We start from the raw sequence: 20,701 nt of genomic DNA on the forward strand, positions 1-20,701 counted from the left end.
TCGTCACGAATCTTCAGAGAAGGGGATGACGTTGTGGTTTTGGTCGGGCTGACACTAAGATGGGTGCAACGTTAGAGTCATCGTGACTCTTACCCGGGACCGGGAGCAGCGGATGACGGCACGGCACGAACGCGCGAGCGCCCTGCTCGCCGTGTCCACGGTCATCTTCGCCCTCCGCAGCGACGACGAGACCCTCGGCGTGCCGCAGGTGTGGCTGCCGCTGGTGCGCCGCATCCGCGAACCCTTCGAAGGACGCTGGGCGCTGCCGGGCGGTCCGCTGCGCGTCGGCGAGGACCTCGCCTACGCCGCCGCCCGCACCCTCAACGACACCACCGGCCTGACCCCGAGCTACCTCGAGCAGCTGTACGCGTTCGGCGACGCCGACCGCTCCCCCGGCGCCGACCGCGTCGTCTCGGTCGTGTACTGGGCACTGGTGCGCAGCGAGGAGGCGGAGCGGGCGAGCGTCGGCGAGAACGTCCGCTGGTTCCCGGCCGACGACCTGCCCGAACTGGCCTTCGACCACAACGTCATCGTCGAGTACGCCCTCTGGCGGCTCCGCACGAAGATGGAGTACTCCCGGATCGCGCACGCCTTCCTCGGCGAGCGCTTCACCCTCGCCCAGCTGCGCACCGTGCACGAGGCCGTGCTCGGCAAGGCGCTCGACCCGGCCAACTTCCGCCGCACCATCGAGGGTTCGGGCGCCGTCGTCGCGACCGACGAGTACCTCACCGGCACCCCGCACCGGCCGCCGCGGCTGTACCGCTACAACGACCAGATCGACCTCGCCGACGCGGGGCCCCTCCCCCGGCAGCAGCATCCGTTCGAAGAAAAGGCAAGCGCATCATGACCATCGCCTCGGTCGACACGACCATCCGCCTCATCGCCTCGGGTCAGCTCGACGGCGAGACCTGCACGCCCGACCTCGCCGAGGCGCCGTGGGAGTTCGACGGCCTGCTCCCCTCGTACGGACCGGGCGCGTCGCTCGGCGACCCCATCCCGGCGGATGCGCCGCGCCAGGGCGAGCTGCCCGAGGAGTACCGCACCGCGTCCGCTCAGGAGCTCGGCGACCGCATCCGCGCCGCCAAGGAGGCACTCGGCGAGCGCGTCGCGGTGATGGGCCACTTCTACCAGCGCGACGAGGTCGTGCAGTACGCCGACTTCGTGGGCGACTCCTTCCAGCTCGCGAACGCCGCCAAGGCGCGACCGGAGGCGGAGGCGATCGTCTTCTGCGGCGTGCACTTCATGGCGGAGACCGCGGACATCGTCTCGCGGCCCGACCAGCGCGTCATCCTCCCCAACCTCGCCGCCGGCTGCTCGATGGCCGACATGGCCGACCTCGACTCGGTCGAGGAGTGCTGGGAGCAGCTGGATGAGCTGTACGGCACCGAGCCCGACGCCGACGGCCGCGTGCCGGTCATCCCCGTGACGTACATGAACTCGTCGGCGGCGCTCAAGGCCTTCTGCGGCGAGCACGGCGGGATCGTGTGCACCTCCTCCAACGCCGCGACCGTGCTGGAGTGGGCGTTCGAGCGCGGGCAGCGCGTCCTCTTCTTCCCCGACCAGCACCTGGGCCGCAACACGGCCAAGGCGATGGGCGTGCCGCTCGATCGGATGCCGCTGTGGAACCCCCGCAAGTCGTGGGGCGGGACGGACGCGCAGACGCTGCAGGACGCGCAGGTCATCCTCTGGCACGGCTTCTGCTCGGTGCACAAGCGCTTCACGGTCGGGCAGATCGAGCACGCGCGGGCGGAGTTCCCCGGCGTCCGGGTGATCGTGCACCCCGAGTGCCCCCTGGATGTGGTGGACGCGGCCGACGAGTACGGCTCGACCGACTACATCGTGAAGGCCATCCAGGCGGCGCCGGCCGGTTCGACGTTCGCGATCGGCACCGAGATCAACCTGGTCCAGCGGCTGGCGGCGCAGTTCCCGCAGCACACGATCTTCTGCCTCGACTCCGTGGTCTGCCCGTGCTCGACGATGTACCGCATCCACCCGGGCTACCTCGCCTGGGTGCTGGAGGGCCTGGTGCGCGGCGAGGTCGTCAACCAGGTCACGGTGCCGGAGGCGGTCGCGGCCCCTGCCCGGGTGGCCCTCGAGCGGATGCTCGCCGCGCGACCCGACACCACGATGGCGGCCTGACATGTCGCGCGTCGTCGTCGTCGGGAGCGGGATCGCCGGCCTCACGGCCGCGCTGCGCTCCCGCGCGCTGGGGCACGACGTCACGGTCGTGACGAAATCGGCCCTCGCCGACGGCAGCACCCGGTACGCCCAGGGCGGGATCGCCGCCGCCCTGTTCGCCGACGACAGCGTCGAGGCGCACATTGCCGACACGTTGCGCGCCGGCGCCGGGCTGAACGTCCGGGAGGCGGTCGAGGCGCTGTGCGCGGACGGCCCGGCCCGGGTGCGCGAACTGATCGCCCTCGGAGCGGCGTTCGACCGCGACGGGGACGCGCTCGCCCGAGGCCTCGAGGCCGCGCACTCCTCGCCGCGCGTGCTCCACGCCGGTGGGGATGCGACGGGCGCCGAGCTGGAACGAACGCTCGTCGCCGCGCTCGGTGCCGCGGACATCCCCGTGATCGAGCACGCGTTCCTCAGCGACCTCGTCGTGCGCGACGGGCAGCCGGCGGGCGTCTCGCTGCGGGTCGGCGGCTCGGCGCTGACGATCGAGGCGGATGCGGTCGTGCTGGCGACCGGCGGATGGGGCCGGCTGTACGCGCACACCACGAACCCGGCCGTCGCGACCGGCGACGGGATCGCCGCCGCGTGGCGGGCCGGCGCCGTGCTGGCGGACCTGGAGTTCACGCAGTTCCACCCGACGGCGCTGCACGCGCCCGGCCCTGCAGCCGACGGCGGGGCTTTCCTGATCTCGGAGGCGGTGCGCGGCGAAGGGGCGGTGCTGCGGAACGCCCGGGGCGAGCGCTTCATGACGGACGTGCACCCCGACGCCGAGCTCGCGGCGCGGGATGTGGTGGCCCGCGGCATCGCGGTCGAGATGGCGGCGCAGGGCGGACGCCCGGTGCTGCTGGATGCGACGGCTCTCGGCGCGGACGTGCTCGCGCGGCGGTTCCCCACGATCGACGCGGCCACCCGGGCGGCGGGATACGACTGGGCGCGGCATCCCGTGCCCGTGACGCCCGCGGCGCACTACGCCATGGGCGGCGTCGCGGCGGACACCGCCGGGCGGACGAGCGTTCCCGGGCTGTTCGCCGTCGGCGAGGTCGCCTGCACGGGCGCGCACGGCGCGAACCGGCTCGCGTCGAACTCGCTGCTCGAAGGGCTGGTGTTCGCCCACCGGGCGGCATCGGCGATCGGCGAGCCGTGGGCGGAGGCGCCGGAGTGGATGCGCGACGCCGCGACGACCGGTGCGCAGGCGCCGGCCCCCGTCGCCGGCGAGCCCGCGCATCCATCGCGCCCGTACGACCGCTCGCGCCTCCAGGCCCTGCTGTGGGAGGCGGCCGGCGTGCACCGCGATGGCGCGCGCCTGGCGGAGGCGGCCGTCGAGCTGGCCGCGACGGCCGACCCCGGCCCGGGCGAGGACGCGAGCCTCCTCACCCTCGGCCGCCTCGTCGTCGCCGCCGCCCTAGCCCGCGAGGAGTCGCGCGGGGCGCACTTCCGCTCCGACTTCCCGCTCCCCTCCGACGGAGCCCCCGCGCACACCGTCCTGCTCCCCCAGTCCGCTCTCTCCGAGCCTGTCCGACTCCAGGTTCCCGCCGCATGCTGACCCGCCAGATCATCCACACCGTCGTGCAGGCCGCCCTCCTCGAGGACGCGCCCTGGGGCGACCTCACCAGCGAGCTGCTCATCCCGGAGACCGCCGTCGCCACCGCACGGCTGGTCGGACGCGAGCCCGGCACCTTCGCCGGCGGCGAGGTGTTCGCCGCGGCGATGACGCTGACCGATCCGTCCATCCAGGTCGACGTCCACGTCGCCGACGGGGCCACGTTCGCCGCGGGCGAGGCCCTCGCGACCGTGACGGGTCCGGCGCGCTCGGTGCTGCAGGGCGAGCGCGTGGCCCTCAACTTCGTGCAGCGGATGAGCGGGATCGCCACGCAGACCGCGGCCTTCGTCGCCGAGGTGGCGCACACCTCCGCCCGCATCGCGGACACGCGCAAGACCACGCCCGGTCTCCGCGCCTTCGAGCGGCACGCCGTGCGCGCGGGCGGCGGGCACAACCACCGCTACTCGCTCTCGGACGCCGTCATGGCGAAGGACAACCACCTCGCCGTGCTCACGGCGCAGAGCGGTCTCTCGGTGACGGAGGCGCTCCTGCGCGTGCGCGAGCAGCTGTCGCACACCACCCACCTGGAGGTCGAGGTCGACCGGCTGGACCAGATCGAGCCGGTGCTCGCCGCCGGCGTCGACACGATCATGCTCGACAACTTCACCCTCGACGAGCTGCGCGAAGGCGTCGCCCTGGTCGACGGCCGGGCCATCGTCGAAGCGAGCGGCAACGTCGGCCTCGCCACGGTGCGCGCGATCGCCGAGACCGGGGTGGATGTGATCTCCGCCGGTGCGCTCACCCACAGCGTCCGCTCGCTCGACCTCGGACTGGACGTGGTGGTCGAGTGATCTACCTCGACGCCGCCGCCACCTCGCCGGTCCGCCGGGAGGTGCTGGAGGCGATGTGGCCGTACCTGACCGGCGACTTCGGCAACCCGTCGAGCCACCACGCCGTGGGCGAGTCGGCCGCCCGCGCGCTCGCCGAGGCCCGCGCGACGGTCGCCGCCTGGCTGGGCTGCCGGGCGTCGGAGGTGACGTTCACATCGGGCGGGACGGAGGCCGACAACCTGGGCGTCAAGGGCATCGCCCTGGCGAGCGAGCGCGGGCGGCACATCGTGACGACGCGGATCGAGCATGAGGCGGTGCTGGAGGCGGTCGACTACCTGGTGCGGCTGCACGGGTTCGAGGTGACGTTCGTGCCGGTCGGGCGGGACGGGCTCGTCGCACCGGCCGACTTCGCGGCTGCTCTGCGCCCGGACACCGCGCTGGCATCCGTGATGCTGGCGAACAACGAGGTGGGCACCATCCAGCCGGTCGCCGAGCTCGCGTCGATCGCGCACGAGCACGGCATCCCCTTCCACACGGATGCGGTGCAGGCGGCCGGATGGCTGCCGCTCGACGTGCGCGCGCTCGGAGTGGATGCGCTCAGTGTCTCCGGCCACAAGCTCGGCGCGCCCAAGGGGGTCGGTGCGCTGTACGTGCGCGGGCGCATCCCGGTCGAGCCGCTCATCCACGGGGGCGGGCAGGAGCGCGGCCGGCGGTCGGGCACCGAGAACGTGGCCGGCGCGGTCGCCCTCGCCACCGCCGCGCGGCTGACTGCGGAGGGCCTGGAGGCGCGAGCCGCCGCCGCCGCCGAGGCGCGCGACGCGTTCATCGCCGCGGTGCTCCACGGGGTTCCGGGTGCGGCGCTCACCGGGCATCCGTCGTCCCGACTCCCCGGCACCGCCTCGTTCGTGTTCGCTGGAACGAACGGCGAGGCGGTCCTGCTGGAACTCGAGCGGCGCGGTGTGGTGTCCTCGAGCGGCTCCGCCTGCGCGGCCGGGAGCGAGGATGCGTCCCACGTGCTGCTCGCCCTCGGGTACCCGGAAGACCTCGCCCGCACGGCCGTCCGCTTCTCCTGGGGGCCCGAGGTGACCGCCCTCCAGCTGACCGACGTAGCGCGTTCGGTGCGCGATTCGGTCGCCGCGGTGCGCGATCTGGTCGACTGACCGTTCCGCTACCCCGATTCCTCCCGGAATCAACCGCCTGGGCCCGCCTCCACCGGCCGGTTAACGTCCCTCGCAACCATGAAGGACGTCCGCCGGGAGCGGGCGCGAACCGGGAAGAGGCAGCGAGATGACCGATCGAACACCGTCGCCCGACGGCCGACCCTCCGAGGAACCGCTGGCGACCCGAGCCGTGGCGGACGACCGACCCGTCGCCGGGCGGCACCCCGGCGAGGCCGTGTACGACAGGGACTCGACCGACGCCGCCGTGCCCGTCGACCGCACCCACACCCTCCGCAACGACGTCATCGAACGGGAGCGGAGCGAGTTCGGCGGCATGAAGTTCGGATCCGCCTTCTTCGGCTGGCTGACCGCGACCGGTATGGCCGTCGTGCTGACGGCTCTCGTCGCCGCGGCCGGAGCGGCCGTTGGCCTGGGAGCGACCGGCGACGCGAACACCGCCGTCGACCAGGCGAGCAAGAACGCGTCGACGATCGGGATCATCGGCGCCATCGCGCTGGTCGTCATCCTCTTCGTCGCCTACTTCTGCGGAGGCTACGTCGCCGGGCGCATGGCCCGGTTCGACGGGGCGAAGCAGGGGCTCGCGGTGTGGCTGTGGGCGGTCATCATCGCCGTCGTCGTCGCCGTGCTGACCCTGGTCTTCGGCAGCCAGTTCAACATCCTCGGCAACCTCAACAGCTTCCCGCGCATCCCTCTGAACGAGGGGTCCGTCACGCTGACCGGCATCATCACCGCCGTCATCGTGGCGCTCGTCAGCCTCGGCGCCGCCATCCTCGGCGGACTGGCCGGCATGCGCTACCACCGCCGGGTCGACAGGGTCGGACTCGGCCGATAGGACGTGGGTCCCGGAAGCGGGGCCCATGAGCGGGGAACCCGAGCCCGTCTCGGCGGGCGGAACCCACGGAACAGGAGAGAGACACATGATCAGCGAGAACAACATCGCAGCACTCGTCGGCAGCAAGGTCATCGACCGCGACGGCGACAAGATCGGGACGGTCGGGCAGATCTACGTCGACCCGTCGAGCGGACGGCCGAACTGGGCGTCGGTGAAGACCGGTCTGTTCGGGACCTCGGAGAGCTTCATCCCGCTGGATGAGGCGACGGAGGACGCCGACGGGCTGCGCGTGCCGTACGAGAAGGCGTTCGTCAAGGACGCCCCGCGGATCGATGACGACGCCGAGCTGAGCCCGGCCGAGGAGGACGAGCTGTACTCCTACTACCGCGGCGGGACGGGCACCGGCGCCGCCGGGACCGGGACCGTCGGCTCGACGGACACCAGGGGAACGGTCGGCCGCGACGTGAGCGGCCCGGAGACGGACGACGCGATGACGCGCTCGGAGGAGCGCCTGAACGTCGGCACGGAGCAGGTCGAGACGGGCCGGGCGCGGCTCAAGAAGTACATCGTCACCGAGAACCAGAAGGTGGACGTGCCGGTGTCGCGCGAGGAGGTCCGCGTCGAGCGGGAGCCCATCACGAACGCGAACGTCGGCGACGCCCTCGACGGTCCCGCCCTCAGTGAGGAGGAGCACGAGGTGGTCCTCCACGAGGAACGGCCGGTTGTCGACAAGGAGACGGTGCCGGTCGAGCGTGTGCGCCTGGATGCCGAGACGGTCACGGACACCGAGACCGTCGACGAGGACGTGCGCAAGGAGCGCATCGACGTGGAGGGCGACGGTCGAGGCATCGACTGAGCCCCCGGTGAGCGGGGAGGAGGGCTGCCGACCGGCCCTCCTCCCTTTTCCGTGCGTTCCGTCCACCGTTCTGCGGTGAGCGAACTTCTCCACAGTTCACACGATCGACACCCGCGGTGTCGGTGGCCGCCGATACTGTGGACCGGTGACTGAGAAGACCTCACCAGCGCCTTCTGTCGACGCCGTCGCGATCGACCGCCCGAGCGCGCCCGTTCGCATCGCCCCGCGCGATCAGCGGGTGATCTGGCTGCTGCTCGCGGCCACCTTCGTCGTGATCCTCAACGAGACGATCATGACGGTCGCCATCCCGAAGCTGATGGACGACCTGCACGTCGACGCCCTGGCCGCCCAGTGGCTGTCCACGGCGTTCATGCTGACGATGGCGGTGGTCATCCCGATCACGGGCATCCTGCTGCAGCGGTTCACCACGCGGCAGATGTTCATCGCGGCGATGTCGCTGTTCTCGCTCGGAACACTGTCCGCGGCGCTCGCCCCGGGGTTCCTCGTGCTGGTCGCCGCCCGCGTGATCCAGGCCTCGGGCACCGCCATCATGATCCCGCTCCTCATGACGACGCTCATGACGCTCGTCCCGCCCGCCCTCCGCGGCCGCACGATGGGCAACGCCTCGATCGTCATCTCGGTCGCGCCCGCGATCGGCCCGACGATCTCGGGCCTCATCCTCAACTTCCTGGCCTGGCGCTGGATCTTCCTGATCGTGCTCCCGATCGCCCTCGTCATGCTGCTGATCGGCATGCGGTTCGTCGAGAACGTCACCGAGACGCAGAAGGTGAAGATCGACGTGCTGTCGGTCATCCTGTCGGCGTTCGGCTTCGGCGGCCTGGTGTACGGGCTGACGCTCTCGGGCGAGTCCGGTGCGGCATCCGCCAGCCCGGTCATGCTGTGGGGATCGCTGGCGGTCGGCGTCATCGCGCTCGCGGCGTTCATCACCCGGCAGCTGCTGCTGCAGCGCAAAGATCGGGCGCTGCTCGATCTCCGCACCTTCCGCTACCCGATCTTCACCATCTCGATCGTTCTGATGGCGATCACCACGGCGTCGATGTTCGGCGTGATCATCGTCCTTCCGCTCTACCTGCAGCACGTGCTGCACCTCGACACGCTCGCGACCGGGCTCATCCTGCTCCCCGGCGGGCTGATCATGGGTCTCGCCGCGCCCTTCGTCGGGCGGATCTACGACCGGTTCGACCCGCGCGTGCTCGTGGTGCCCGGATCCATCCTGGTCAGCCTCGTGCTGTGGGCGCTCACGATGGTGACCGAGCACACCCCGGTCGGCCTCGTCATCGCGGCGCACGTCACGATGAGTCTCGGGCTGGCGATGATGTTCACGCCGCTGTTCACGGCGGGTCTCGGGGCGGTTCCGCCGCACCTCTACTCCCACGGCAGCGCCATCCTCGGCACCATCCAGCAGGTCGGCGGCGCCGCGGGCACGGCCCTGCTGATCGCCGTGCTGACGCTGCAGGCGACGGCGCTCGCGGGCGGCGGGGCGACGGCGGATGCGGCGCAGGCCGGCGGCATCCGGGCGGCGTTCGTCGCGGGCGCGATCATCTCGCTGTTCGCCGTCGCGGGGTCGTTCTTCATCCGCAAACCCGCCGACGCCCCGGCCGAGGCGGCGTTCGCTCACTGAGCGCGCGCGGTGACTGCGGCGTCCCGTACCGACTGCGGCGGCTCGCGCAGGCGCAGTCGGTACGAGACGCGGCAGACGCGCATAGCGGCCAGGAGGGCTGGCAGGCTCCGGGGCGGTCGGGTCAGAATGGGGGCAACCGCACCGCAACGCACCCGACCGCCCGCGAGGAGGCAGCCGTGTCCATCATCCGCACGCCCGAACCGTCCGAGGCCACCGGGGAGGTCGCCACGATCTACGCCGAAGACATCGACGACCTGGGCTACGTGCCTTCGTACACCCGCGTCATGGCGGTCAACCCGGAGGCCGTGCGGGCGTTCGAGCATCTCGCCGGCGCCATCGCCTCGCAGCTGGGCACGCGGCGGTACGAGCTCGTGACGCTGGCCGCCGCCCAGGCGCTCCAGTCGCAGCACTGCCGCCTCGCCCACGGCCGGAAGACACTGACCGTCATGGGTGAGAACGAGCTGGAGGCGATCGCGCGCGACTACCACGACGCAGGCCTCGGCGAGGCGGAGGTCGCGATGATGGACTACGCGGCGCGCGTCGCCACCGACTCGGTCTCCCTCACCGACGCGGACACCCTGCAGCTGCGCGAGTTGGGCTACAGCGACCGCGAGATCGTCGACATCACGCTGGCCGCGGCCGCCCGCAGCTACTTCAGCCGCTCCCTTCAGGCGCTCGGCGCGGATGTCGAAGTCCCGCCGGGGCTCGGCGACCGCCTCCGGGACGCCCTGCTGGCGCCGCTGTGAGAGACAGCACCCGCGCCCGGGCCCTGGCGGCGCTGCAGGGCCTGGCCCTCGGCGACGCCCTCGGCATGCCGACCCAGTCCCTTTCGCGGGAGCGCATCGCCGCCGACCACGGCCGCATCCGCGGGCTGGTGGCCGCCGGACCGCACCAGCAGATCGCCGCCGGGATGCCCGCCGGCTCCGTGACCGACGACACCGAGCAGGCCGTGCTGCTCGCCCGCCTGCTCATCGACGGCGACGGCACGGTTCCCGCCGGTGTGTTCGCCGCCGAGCTCCTCGCCTGGGAGCGCCGGATGGAGGCGCGCGGCTCCCTCGACCTGCTCGGGCCCAGCACCCGGGCCGCCCTGCAACGCCTGCAGGACGGGATGCCGCCGGAGGAGGCGGGACGTTTCGGCGCGACGAACGGCGCCGCCATGCGCATCACCCCGGTCGGCATCGCCGTGCGGGTCGAGCCGCTCGGCGCGTTCGTCGACGCGGTGTCCGCCGTCAGCGCCCTGACGCACAACACCGGGCTCGGCATCGCCAGCGCCGCGGCCGTCGGCGCCGCCGTGAGCGCGGGCGTCGACGGCGCCGACGCTCCCGAGGCCCTGGACGTGGCGGTCGCCGCCGCACGCGAGGGCGCCCGCCGCGGGCACTGGGTCGCGGGCGGCGACATCGCCGACCGGCTGGAGTGGGCCATCCCGTACCTCCTCGACCTCGCCCCCCGGGAGCAGGACGACGCTCTCGCCACGCTGATCGGCACCTCCGTCGCCGCGCAGGAATCGGTCGTCGCCGCACTGGCCCTTGTCGCCGCCTGCGTCGCGGCCGGCGATCCCGCGCAGCCCGACCCCGACGCCGCCTGGGACGCCCTCTGCCGCGCGGCCTCCCTCGGCGGCGACACCGACACGATCGCCGCGATGGCGGGCGCCGTGCTCGGCGCGACCGGCGCCGCGACCTGGCCGCGCACCGCGCTCGACACGGTGCGCCGCGTGAACTCGCTGGAGCTGGAGCCGCTGGTCGACGGGCTCCTCACGGTCAGGAGGCGGCATGGCTGACGGTCGCGTCCTCTTCACCGGGACGGTCGTGGTCGACCTGCTGCTGCGGGTGGATGCGCTCCCCGAGCGCGGCGGGGACGTGCTCGCCTCCGCCTCCGGCATGTCCGCGGGCGGCGGCTTCAACGTCATGGCCGCGGCCGCGCGCGACGGCGCCGAGGTCGTGTTCGCCGGCCGCTCCGGCAGCGGCCCGTTCGGCGAAGTCGTCGCCGAGGCGCTGTGGCGCGAGGGCATCTCGATCGCGCATCCCCCGCTCGACACCGTCGACACCGGCTACTGCGTGGTCCTCGTCGACGCGGACGCCGAGCGCACGTTCGTCACCGCGCCCGGGGCGGAGGGGATGCTCACCCGCGCCGATCTGGATGTCGTCCGCCCGCGCACCGGCGACGTCGTCTACGCCTCCGGCTACAGCCTCGCGCACGCATCGGCGGGCCCCGCGATCGCGGGCTGGCTGACCGAGCTGCCGGCCGAGACGCGCGTCGTGTTCGACCCCTCGCCGCTCGTCGGCACACTCGATGCGGAGCTGCTGGAGACCGTGCTCCGGCGCACCGATGTGCTCAGCGCCAACGCGCGCGAGGCCCGCATCCTGCGCGCCCACGCCCATCCCGCTCCCGCCGCCGGCTCCCTGCGCGGGATGCTGCGCGAGGGCGGGGTCGCCGTGGTGCGCGACGGCGCGGCGGGATGCTGGGTCGCCACCGGCGAGCCGGCCCCGACGCATGTGCCCGCCTTCCCGGTGACCGCCGTCGACACGACCGGCGCCGGCGACGCCTTCGGCGGCGTGCTCGTCGCGGCGCTGACCCGGGGCGCGGAAGCACTCGACGCGGCCCGCCGCGCCACCGCCGCCGCGGCGATCGCGGTCACACGCCATGGACCCGCGACCGCCCCGACGGCCGCCGAGACCGACGACCTGCTGGCCACCGGCCACCCCGGAGCGTGACACTGGTTCCGTGCTCACCGTCAAGCGCATCTACGACCCGCCCGCCCCGGACGACGGCTTCCGCATCCTCGTCGACCGGCTGTGGCCGCGCGGGATCAGTAAGGAGCGCGCGCACCTCGACCTGTGGCTGAAGGAGGTGGCGCCCTCGACGGAGCTGCGGCGCTGGTTCCATGCCAACCCGGCGAGCGTGCCGGAGATCTTCGACGAGTTCCGCGGGCGCTACGAGGCCGAGCTGGAGCACAACCCGGCCGTGGATGAGCTGCGGGCGCTCGACCGGGAGCACCCGCGCATCACCCTGCTGGTCGGCGCCCGCGACCCCGAGCTCGACCACGGGGTGGTGCTCAAGGAGTACCTCGAGCACCACCCCTGATCGGCGACCGCTACCCGGCGAGCGCCAGGCCGCGCTCCTCGTCGCGCTCGTCGCGCGCGTCGCTCGCGTCGTCGCTCGCCTCGTCCCCGCTCTCGACGAGGTACCGCGCGTACGCCGGGATGGTCAGGAATGTCGGGAAGTCCTCCCCGAGCACGACCTCGGCCAGCAGTTCAGCCGCGTCGGCGAACCGTCCCTCGCCGCCGTCGCTCTCGAGACGCGTCAGCTCCTGGGCGATCAGCCACTCGACTGCGGCGCGGTCGACCGGGTTGCCCTCGGCGGTCACGACGCGGTTGTCGATCCACTGCCGCAGCAGCGAGCGCGAGATCTCCGCCGTCGCCGCATCCTCCATCAGTCCGTCGATCGCCACAGCGCCGGTCCCGCGCAGCCACGCCTCGATGTACCGCAGGGCGACGGACACGTTCGACCGCACCCCCGCATCCGTCACCGTCGCGTCCGCTCCGGCCACGTCCAGCAGGTCGTCGGCGGTGACCGTCACGTCGTCGCGCCGGCGCGAGACCTGGTTCGGCCGGTCCCCGAGCACCGCGTCGAACTCGGCGAGCGCCGTCGGGATGAGGTCCGGATGCGCCACCCACGTCCCGTCGAAGCCGTCCGCCGCCTCCCGCCGCTTGTCCTCGGCGACGCGGGCCAGCGCCCGCGCGGTCGCCTCAGGGTCGCGGCGGTTCGGGATGAACGCGCTCATCCCGCCGATGGCGTGCGCCCCGCGGCGGTGGCAGGTGGCGACGAGCAGCTCGGTGTACGCCCGCATGAACGGGACCGTCATCGTGATGCGGTCGCGGTCGCCGAACGCGAAGCGGCGCCCCCGGCCCTGGAACGTCTTGATCATCGAGAAGATGTAGTCCCAGCGCCCGGCGTTGAGGCCGGCGCAGTGGTCGCGCAGCTCGTAGAGGATCTCGTCCATCTCGAACGCGGCCGGGATCGTCTCGATGAGCACCGTCGCGCGGATGGTGCCGACCGGCATCCCGATGCGCTGCTGCGCGAAGACGAAGATGTCGTTCCACAGCCGCGCCTCGAGGTGCGACTCCAGCTTCGGCAGGTAGAAGTACGGGCCGCGTCCCGCATCCACCAGTGCCTGGGCGTTGTGCCAGAAGTACAGCCCGAAGTCGGTGAGGGATGCGCTGGCAGGCGCGGTGCGTCCCGCCCGGTCGGTGAAGGCGAGGTGCTTCTCCACCAGCTGCCAGCCGCGCGGCCGCATCACGATGGTGGGCGTGTGCTCGAACGGCGTGGTGACGCGGTAGTCCTTGCCCTCGGGGCTGGTGAAGGCGAGACGCCCGCGGACCGCGTCGAACAGCGTCCGCTGGCCGCCGGCGATGTTCGCCCAGGTGGGGCTCGTGGCGTCCTCCAGGTCGGCCAGCCAGACCCGGGCGCCCGAGTTGAGGGCGTTGATCGCCATCTTGGGATCGGTCGGCCCGGTGATCTCCACGCGGCGGTCCTCGAGGCCGGGCCCGGCGCCGGCGACGCGCCAGCCGTCGTCCTCGCGGATCGCGGCGGTGCTGCTGAGGAAGCGCGGGTCGCGCCCGTTGCCCGCGTCCGCCCGCCGCGCGCGGCGCTCCGCGAGGAGCTCCTGCCGCCGGGCGGCGAAGGTCTGGTGCAGGTGGTCGACGAAGGCGATGGCCTCCGGCGTGAGGATGTGCTCGGTGCCGTCGATGCGCGGCCCGGTGATCTCGATCATGATGCGTCTCCTTCGGGTGGTCAGAACTGGTGTGCTTCGGTGGAGCCGGCCAGGGCGAGCGTCGCGCTGTCGGGGTTGAGCGCGGTCGCGATCCGGTCGAAGTAGCCGGTGCCGACCTCCCGCTGGTGGCGGGTGGCGGTGTAGCCGTCGGCCTCGGAGGCGAATTCCGCCTCCTGCAGGTCGACGTAGGCGCTCATCTGCCGGGTGGCGTAGTCCCGGGCGAGCGTGAACATGGAGTGGTTGAGGGCGTGGAAGCCGGCCAGCGTGATGAACTGGAAGGCGTATCCCATCGCGGCCAGCTCCCGCTGGAAGCGCGCGATCGTCTCGTCGTCGAGGTGCTTGCGCCAGTTGAACGACGGCGAGCAGTTGTAGGCCAGCTTCTTGCCGGGGAACTCCGCGTGCACGGCCTCGGCGAAGCGGCGGGCGAGCTCGAGGTCGGGCTCGGACGACTCCACCCAGAGCAGGTCCGCGTACGGCGCGTAGGCGAGGCCGCGGGCGATCACCGGCCCGATGCCGTTCTCGACCTCGTAGAAGCCCTCGGCGGTGCGCGTCCCGGTGAGGAACGGCCGGTCGCGCTCGTCGTGGTCGCTGGTCAGCAGGGTCGCGGCGAGCGAGTCCGTCCGGGCGATCACGATCGTCGGGACCCCCGCGACGTCGGCAGCGAGCCGGGCGGCGTTGAGGGTGCGGATGTGCTGCCCGGTCGGGATGAGCACCTTGCCGCCCATGTGCCCGCACTTCTTCTCGCTGGCGAGCTGGTCCTCCCAGTGCACGCCCGCGGCGCCGGCCTGGATCATGCCGTGCATCAGCTCGTAGGCGTTCAATGGTCCGCCGAAGCCGGCCTCGGCATCCGCGACGATGGGCGCCATCCAGTCGCTCACCGGCCCGTCCGTGCCCTCGACCTGCCCGGCCCGGAGCAGCGCGTTGTTGATGCGGCGGACCACCGCCGGGACGGAGTTGGCCGGATACAGGCTCTGGTCCGGGTAGGTCTGGCCGGAGAGGTTGGCGTCGGCGGCGACCTGCCAGCCCGAGAGGTAGATCGCCTCGAGGCCGGCGCGCACCTGCTGCACGGCCTGGTTGCCGGTGAGGGCGCCGAGTGCGGCGACCCACTTCGCGTCGGGACCGGTGCCGTCGCGCTGGATCAGCTCCCACAGCCGCTGCGCTCCGCGCCGGGCGAGGGTCTGCTCCTCGCGCACCGGGCCGCGCAGGGCGACGACGTCGTCGGCCGTGTAGTCGCGGCGGACGCCGGACCAGCGCGGGTCCGCATCCCACTCGAGCTGGAGCTCGGCCGCGGCTTGGGTGGTGTCTCCGGGGCGGGCCTGTTCGTTCGTCATGGTGACCTCCATCGGTCGATGTCTCGGGACTGCGTTGAGTCGATCCTTCGCCCCGCAGCGACCCCGCGGATCGGATCCATTCGCAGAAATCCGCCCGTTCTTCTGTTTGCCAGAACTTCGCGGGAGTGTCACCATTTCCACCATGACCGTCATCGACGACGTGCACGACGACCACCCCGCGGCCGATGCCCTCACACTCGGCCGCCGCATCCGCGCGTTCCGGCAGCGGCGCGGGATGACGCTGGAGGCCCTCGCCGCAGCCATCGACCGCGCGCCCTCGCAGGTGTCGACCATCGAGAACGGGAACCGCGAGCCGCGGCTGGCGCTGCTCCGCGGGATCGCGTCCGCCCTCGAGGTGACGGTCGACGACCTGCTCGCGCCGGAGCCGCCGGACGAGCGTGCGGCCCTCGAGATCGCGGTGGAGCGGGCGCAGCGCGGTCCGGTGTTCGCCTCCCTCGGCATCGAGCCGACCCGGGTCTCGCGCACCCTTCCGGATGCGACGCTTCAGGCCATCCTGGCGCTGCATCAGGAGGTGGAGCGGCTGCACCGCGAGCGCGCGGCGACCCCGGAGGAGGCACGGCGCGCGAACGCCGAGCTGCGCGCCACCATGCGGGCGCGCGACAACCACTTCGCCGAGCTGGAGGCGATCGCGGCGGAGCTCCTGGCCGTCGTCGGCCACACCGGCGGGCCGGTCTCGCACCAGACGGTGACCGAGATGGCCGACCACCTCGGCTACTCGCTGCACTACGTGGGCGACCTGCCGCATTCGACGCGATCGGTCACCGACCGGCGCAACGGGCGCATCTACCTGCCCACCGAGCAGTCGGCGTCGCGGGACTCGCGCTCCCCCATCCTGCAGGCGTTCGCGTCGCATCTGCTCGGTCACGACGAGCCGAGAAACTACGCCGATTTTCTGCGGCAGCGGGTCGAGACCAACTATCTGACCGCAGCGCTCCTGCTGCCCGAGAAGGATGCGGTCGCCTTCCTCACCGAGGCCAAGAACTTCCGTCGCATCTCGATGGAGGATCTCCGCGACGCGTTCGCCGTGTCGTACGAGACGGCGGCGCACCGGTTCACGAACCTCGCGACGGCGCGGCTCGGCATCCCGGTGCACTTCATGAAGGTGCACGAGTCGGGCACCATCATCAAGGCGTACGAGAACGACTCCGTCGCCTTCCCGTCCGACGCGCTCGGCGCCGTCGAGGGCACGCCGGTGTGCCGCAGCTGGACCGCGCGCACGGTGTTCGACGTCGCCGACCGCTTCAGCCCGTACTACCAGTACACGGACACGACGAGCGGGACGTTCTGGTGCACGTCGCGCGTGGAGAAGGCGAAGGAGGGTGACTACTCCGTGAGCGTCGGTGTGCCCTTCGCGCACGTGAAGTGGTTCCGCGGCCGCGAGACGCCGCACCGGGCGGTCTCCCGCTGCCCCGACGAGTCCTGCTGCCGCCGCCCGCCGGCGACCCTCGCCGAGCGGTGGGAGGGGATGGCGTGGCCGGCCGCCCGCACCCCCACGTCCCTGCTGGCGGCCCTCCCGACCGGAACCTTCCCCGGCGTCGATCCCACCGAGGTCTACGCCTTCCTCGACCGCCACGCCCCCACATCCTGAGCCCTCCGCCCACGCCGACAATTCCTGAGTTTTTCGGGTCGCACCGGCGCTGCAGCCCGAAAAACTCAGGAATTGTTGGCTTGGGACTTGCGGCGGCTAGTCCTGGATGAGGAGGCGGAGCGCGACGCCGTACGGATCGAGCGCGATCTCGGGCGACGGATCGCCGTCGAGGGTGCGGAGCTCGCCGCCCGCGACCGTCGGGGTCACCGTGACCGGGGTCTCGTGCTGCGACACGAAGACCACGAAGCGGCGGCCGTCGTCGTGCACCAGCCCGTCGGTGAAGACGCGCGGGTCGTCGAGGCGCACATCCCGCTCCACGTCGGCCACCTCGGCGAGCGCGTCGTAGAGCCGCCAGGTCTGCTCCGGGTTGACCCGGGCCTGCGCCGACGCGAAGAACTCGAGCGGATACGCGCACAGCACCGCGCGCCCCGCGCCGTGCTCCTGCACCACGATCGCGGGACGGCCGTGCGCATCCACCGCGACCACGCGTCCCGACGTCGCACGCACCGGCAGGTACGTCCGCCCGTTCGCGTTCCCCGCGGCCGCGAACGACAGCTCCACGCCGGCCTCGATGGAGCCGAACGATTCGGTGAACCGCAGCACCACGGTGTCGTCGGTCACCGGCTCCGCCAGCCCGTACGCCGACTCCATCCGCACCCCGAACAGCTCCTCGGTGTGCGCCCACCACGGCCCTCGCTGCACGCCGCTCGACCCGTGCGAATACGACGCGTAGACCGTCGCACCGTCCTCAGCGAGAGAGATCAGCTGCTGCCACGAGGTCGCGCACAGCTGCTTGACCGACGGCAGCAGGTACAGCCCGTATCCGGTCGGGAGGCCGCCGTCCTCCCGCTCACGGATCACCGCAACCGGGATGTGCGCCTCGTGCGCGGCGACGTACGCCTGCTCGCCGGTCGCCACGATGTGCGCGCGTTCGTCCTCGTTGGTGAACGGGTAGTCCTCGGCGAGGTGCGACGGCACGACGAGCGCCGCATCCACCGCGGTCCGCCGGGCGGAGGGCAGATCGAGGGCAGCGATGTCCGCGGCGAACCGCGCCAGCTCGCGCAGCGGCGGCTTCGGGTTCCCGTGCCGGTCGGTGATGCCGAAGTGCATCTCGAACGGATGGTGCGAGTACGGGCGCTGGTCGGCCAGGTCGTCGTAGTCGGTGTTGTTCCACGCGATCCAGCCGGTCGCCCCGGCCAGCAGCGTCGAGTAAAGCAGCTGCCGGTAGTAGGAGGCGGCGCCCGCGTCCGACACGAAGTCGCTGGTCAGCCCGAACTCCTCCATGATCACCGGGAGGCCGTGCGTCGCCGACAGCTCGGCGATGTACGCCGCCTTCAGGTGCTGGCGGACCTGGTCCGTCTCCATCCGGTACACGTGCGGACCGATGAAGTCGGTGAACTCGGCCAGGTCGCGCACCGAGAAGCCGTTGTCGTGCCCGGTCGTCTCGATCCCCCAGGCGCCGTCGCCGACGGCGACCGGCTGCGTCCCTCCCCCGGCCCGTACCGCGTCGACGAGGAGCGACGCCCAGGCGTCAACGATGGGACGCGGCGCTTCGCCGCCGTAGATCGGCACCTCGTTGGTGAGCAGCCACCCCGCGACGGCGGGATGCGCGGCGAACCGCGCGGTCAGCTCCCGCACGTACCAGGCCTGGCGCCCGACGAACCAGACGTCGCGGTACAGGTCGCGTCCGTCGCGCCACACCGGGTCCCAGTTCTCGCCCGACATGTGTCCGACGAGGAACGTCGGCACCGTCGTCATCCCGAGCTCGGTGTGCGCGTCGAGGAAGTCGGCGAAGTTCGCCACGCACTGCTCGTCGAGCGTGTCCGGGGTCGGCTGGAAGTCCGGCCAGTAGAAGAACGACCGCGTCATGTTCAGGCCGTGTTCGGCGAGCACGCGCAGCTCGTCGCGCACGACGGCCGGGTCGTAGCGCGTCCACATGAGCGGGCCGCCGGTGCGCGACCAGAAGTTGGCGCCGAGCCACACCACGGGGGCGTCGTCGACCTGCAAGACCGGGGAGGGGCGATCCATGATGCCTTTCAGAGGGAGGGGCGAAGCGGGAGCGGAGGCGGTCGCGCGTCACTTGACCGCGCCGGCCGTCAGCCCCGCGACGAAGTTGCGCTGCAGCAGCAGGAACGCGACGACGATCGGGACGGACACGACCAGCGACGCCGCCATGATCTGGTTCCAGTACACGTTCGTCTGCGTCGAGTACAGCTGCAGGCCGACCGCGAGCGTCCGGTTCTCGTCCGTCGTCATCACCGAGGCGAACAGCACCTCGCCCCAACTGGTCATGAAGGAGTAGATGGCGACGGCGATCAGCCCCGGGCGGGCGGCCGGGATGACGACGTGCCAGAGCGCGCCCATCGGGCCCGACCCATCCACCTTCGCCGCCTCGTCGAGCTCGTGCGGGATGTTGTCGAAGTAGCCGGCGAGCATCCAGATCGAGAACGGCAGCACGAAGGTGAAGTACGTGATGATGAGGCCCCAGCGGGTGCCGACCAGCTGGATGCCGGTGGCCTGGTTGATGTTGACGAAGATGAGGAACAGCGGAAGCAGGAACAGCACGCCCGGGAACATCTGCGTCGACAGCACCGTGGTCGTGAAGACGTTGCGGCCGCGGAACCGGTAGCGCGAGACCGCGTACGCGGCGAAGACGGCGATCACCAGCGAGATCAGCGTCGCCGCGCTCGACACGATGAGGCTGTTCACAAAGTACGACGCCAGCGGCACGGTCGTCCACATGTCGATGAACGGCTGGATGGTGAACGTCTGCGGCCACCACGTGAACGCGGATTGCACCTCCGACAGCGGTTTGACCGACGATGTGACCATCACGTAGAGCGGCACCACCGTGAACACGGTCAGCACGACGATGGTGACCCAGCGGAAGACGTGGGATGAGCGGGTCTCACGCATGACGGTTCCTCCGGTTCACGACGAGCAGGTAGGCGCCGGTCACGATCAGCAGGAACAGCAGCAGGAGAACGCTCATGGCGGCTCCCGAGCCGAAGTTCCAGGTCAGGAACGACGCGTTGTAGATGTGGAACGAGATCAGGTCGCCTGCCGCCGGTTGCGCTGTGCTCCCGAACAGGACGAACGGCGTGTTGAAGTCGTTGAACGTCCACAGGAACATGACCAGCAGCAGCACGGCGTTCACCGGACGCAGCATCGGCAACGTGATCGAACGCCACTGCCGGAACGGCTTCGCGCCGTCGACCGCTGACGCCTCGTAGACCTCCGACGGCACCGACTGCAGTCCCGCCATCAGCATCAGGAACGCGAACGGCCAGAGCCGCCAGATCGCGACGATGACGATCGACCAGAACGCGTTGCCGCCGATCAGCCAGAACGGCTTGTCGCCAGGCAGCCCGAGGTTGTCGAACAGGAAGTGGTTGATCGCGCCGGTGTCCTTCTGGAACATGAACTTCCAGGTGATGATGCCGGCGTAAAGCGGCAGCGCGTACGGCACCAGGAACAGGGTGCGGAAGAACGCGCGACCGCGGAACCGCTCCTGCAGCGCAACGGCCGCGGCCATCCCGAGCACCCAGGAGAGGCCGACGACCAGGATGGTGAAGCCGACGGTCACGAAGAACGACTTGAGAAGTCCCTGGCCGACCGAGCCCGAGAAGTCGAGAGCGACGGCGTAGTTCTTGAAGCCGACGAACGGGGCCTCGCCCCAGTTGGCGATGTAGAACTTCGTCAGCTGGAGGAAGCTGATCCAGATGCCGGTGAGCATCGGGACCACGTGGATGAGGAGCTCGAACACGATCGCCGGCGCGAGCAGGATGAACGGCAGCCACCATCCCTTCGGGCGGCGGCGCTTCGGATGGGGCGGTGCGGCTGCGGCCGGCACGGTGACGGCGGGGCCGCGGACGTCTGTCGTCGTCGACATGGGTCTCCTTGAGGGGGTGTGGCTGTCCGCCGGGCGGGA

General features: G+C 71.7%; 18 protein-coding genes. 13 read left to right on the forward strand and 5 right to left on the reverse strand.

All coding sequences use genetic code 11. The features are described from left to right. Positions 1 to 112 precede the first annotated feature (112 nt). From ACQ86M_RS08770 to ACQ86M_RS08825, 12 genes are all read left to right on the forward strand, one after another. Positions 113 to 847 carry an NUDIX hydrolase gene (locus ACQ86M_RS08770; protein WP_431247870.1) on the forward strand — a complete coding sequence of 245 codons (735 nt, stop codon included), beginning with the start codon at positions 113 to 115 and terminating at the stop codon, positions 845 to 847. Beyond that, the gene (gene nadA / locus ACQ86M_RS08775; protein WP_431247754.1) at positions 844 to 2,139 is read left to right on the forward strand and encodes a quinolinate synthase NadA; all 1,296 of its coding nucleotides are present in this window, start codon (positions 844 to 846) and stop codon (positions 2,137 to 2,139) included. The genes ACQ86M_RS08770 and nadA overlap by 4 nt, the downstream gene beginning before the upstream one ends. A gap of 1 nt (position 2,140) precedes the next feature. Further along, positions 2,141 to 3,721, forward strand: a complete 1,581-nt coding sequence (gene nadB / locus ACQ86M_RS08780; RefSeq protein ID WP_431247755.1) for an L-aspartate oxidase — start codon at positions 2,141 to 2,143, stop codon at positions 3,719 to 3,721. Further along, on the forward strand, positions 3,715 to 4,569 hold the full coding sequence (gene nadC / locus ACQ86M_RS08785; protein WP_431247756.1) for a carboxylating nicotinate-nucleotide diphosphorylase: 855 nt from the start codon (positions 3,715 to 3,717) through the stop codon (positions 4,567 to 4,569). The genes nadB and nadC overlap by 7 nt, the downstream gene beginning before the upstream one ends. Next, entirely contained in the window at positions 4,566 to 5,708 is a 1,143-nt protein-coding gene (locus tag ACQ86M_RS08790; RefSeq protein ID WP_431247757.1) for a cysteine desulfurase family protein, read from the forward strand. Before nadC ends, ACQ86M_RS08790 begins: the two co-directional genes overlap by 4 nt. 127 nt (positions 5,709 to 5,835) lie before the next feature. Next, the gene (locus ACQ86M_RS08795; protein WP_431247758.1) at positions 5,836 to 6,561 is read left to right on the forward strand and encodes a hypothetical protein; all 726 of its coding nucleotides are present in this window, start codon (positions 5,836 to 5,838) and stop codon (positions 6,559 to 6,561) included. 85 nt (positions 6,562 to 6,646) lie between these two features. Beyond that, on the forward strand, positions 6,647 to 7,417 hold the full coding sequence (locus tag ACQ86M_RS08800) for a DUF2382 domain-containing protein (protein WP_431247759.1): 771 nt from the start codon (positions 6,647 to 6,649) through the stop codon (positions 7,415 to 7,417). 145 nt (positions 7,418 to 7,562) lie between these two features. After that, positions 7,563 to 9,059: an MDR family MFS transporter gene (locus ACQ86M_RS08805; RefSeq protein ID WP_431247760.1), complete on the forward strand. Its 1,497-nt coding sequence runs from the start codon at positions 7,563 to 7,565 to the stop codon at positions 9,057 to 9,059. Between the two features lie 176 nt (positions 9,060 to 9,235). Then, entirely contained in the window at positions 9,236 to 9,805 is a 570-nt protein-coding gene (locus tag ACQ86M_RS08810; protein WP_431247761.1) for a carboxymuconolactone decarboxylase family protein, read from the forward strand. Then, entirely contained in the window at positions 9,802 to 10,836 is a 1,035-nt protein-coding gene (locus tag ACQ86M_RS08815) for an ADP-ribosylglycohydrolase family protein (protein WP_431247762.1), read from the forward strand. The genes ACQ86M_RS08810 and ACQ86M_RS08815 overlap by 4 nt, the downstream gene beginning before the upstream one ends. Further along, positions 10,829 to 11,770 carry a PfkB family carbohydrate kinase gene (locus ACQ86M_RS08820; RefSeq protein WP_431247763.1) on the forward strand — a complete coding sequence of 314 codons (942 nt, stop codon included), beginning with the start codon at positions 10,829 to 10,831 and terminating at the stop codon, positions 11,768 to 11,770. The genes ACQ86M_RS08815 and ACQ86M_RS08820 overlap by 8 nt, the downstream gene beginning before the upstream one ends. A 10-nt stretch (positions 11,771 to 11,780) precedes the next feature. After that, the gene (locus ACQ86M_RS08825) at positions 11,781 to 12,140 is read left to right on the forward strand and encodes a DUF488 domain-containing protein (RefSeq protein WP_431247764.1); all 360 of its coding nucleotides are present in this window, start codon (positions 11,781 to 11,783) and stop codon (positions 12,138 to 12,140) included. A 10-nt stretch (positions 12,141 to 12,150) separates the two neighbouring features. Here ACQ86M_RS08825 and aceB read toward each other — a convergent pair whose 3' ends face one another. Next, on the reverse strand, positions 12,151 to 13,830 hold the full coding sequence (gene aceB, locus ACQ86M_RS08830) for a malate synthase A (protein WP_431247765.1): 1,680 nt from the start codon (positions 13,828 to 13,830) through the stop codon (positions 12,151 to 12,153). A gap of 20 nt (positions 13,831 to 13,850) precedes the next feature. Further along, positions 13,851 to 15,161, reverse strand: coding sequence for an isocitrate lyase (aceA, locus tag ACQ86M_RS08835; RefSeq protein WP_431247766.1), 1,311 nt, complete (start codon positions 15,159 to 15,161; stop codon positions 13,851 to 13,853). Between the two features lie 142 nt (positions 15,162 to 15,303). Between aceA and ACQ86M_RS08840 the strand changes: the two genes are divergently transcribed. Further along, positions 15,304 to 16,770, forward strand: a complete 1,467-nt coding sequence (locus tag ACQ86M_RS08840; protein ID WP_431218352.1) for a helix-turn-helix domain-containing protein — start codon at positions 15,304 to 15,306, stop codon at positions 16,768 to 16,770. Between the two features lie 96 nt (positions 16,771 to 16,866). Here ACQ86M_RS08840 and ACQ86M_RS08845 read toward each other — a convergent pair whose 3' ends face one another. The 3 genes from ACQ86M_RS08845 to ACQ86M_RS08855 are packed head-to-tail and all read right to left on the reverse strand — an operon-like array spanning position 16,867 to position 20,662. Further along, positions 16,867 to 18,798, reverse strand: a complete 1,932-nt coding sequence (locus tag ACQ86M_RS08845; protein WP_431247767.1) for a glycoside hydrolase 5 family protein — start codon at positions 18,796 to 18,798, stop codon at positions 16,867 to 16,869. A gap of 48 nt (positions 18,799 to 18,846) precedes the next feature. Beyond that, complete coding sequence (locus tag ACQ86M_RS08850; protein WP_431218354.1) at positions 18,847 to 19,686, reverse strand: carbohydrate ABC transporter permease; 840 nt, start codon at positions 19,684 to 19,686, stop codon at positions 18,847 to 18,849. After that, entirely contained in the window at positions 19,679 to 20,662 is a 984-nt protein-coding gene (locus tag ACQ86M_RS08855) for a carbohydrate ABC transporter permease (RefSeq protein WP_431247768.1), read from the reverse strand. Before ACQ86M_RS08855 ends, ACQ86M_RS08850 begins: the two co-directional genes overlap by 8 nt. Positions 20,663 to 20,701 lie beyond the last annotated feature (39 nt).

The organism is Leifsonia xyli subsp. cynodontis (genome assembly GCF_050632205.1).
Lineage (GTDB): Bacteria > Actinomycetota > Actinomycetes > Actinomycetales > Microbacteriaceae > Leifsonia > Leifsonia xyli_D.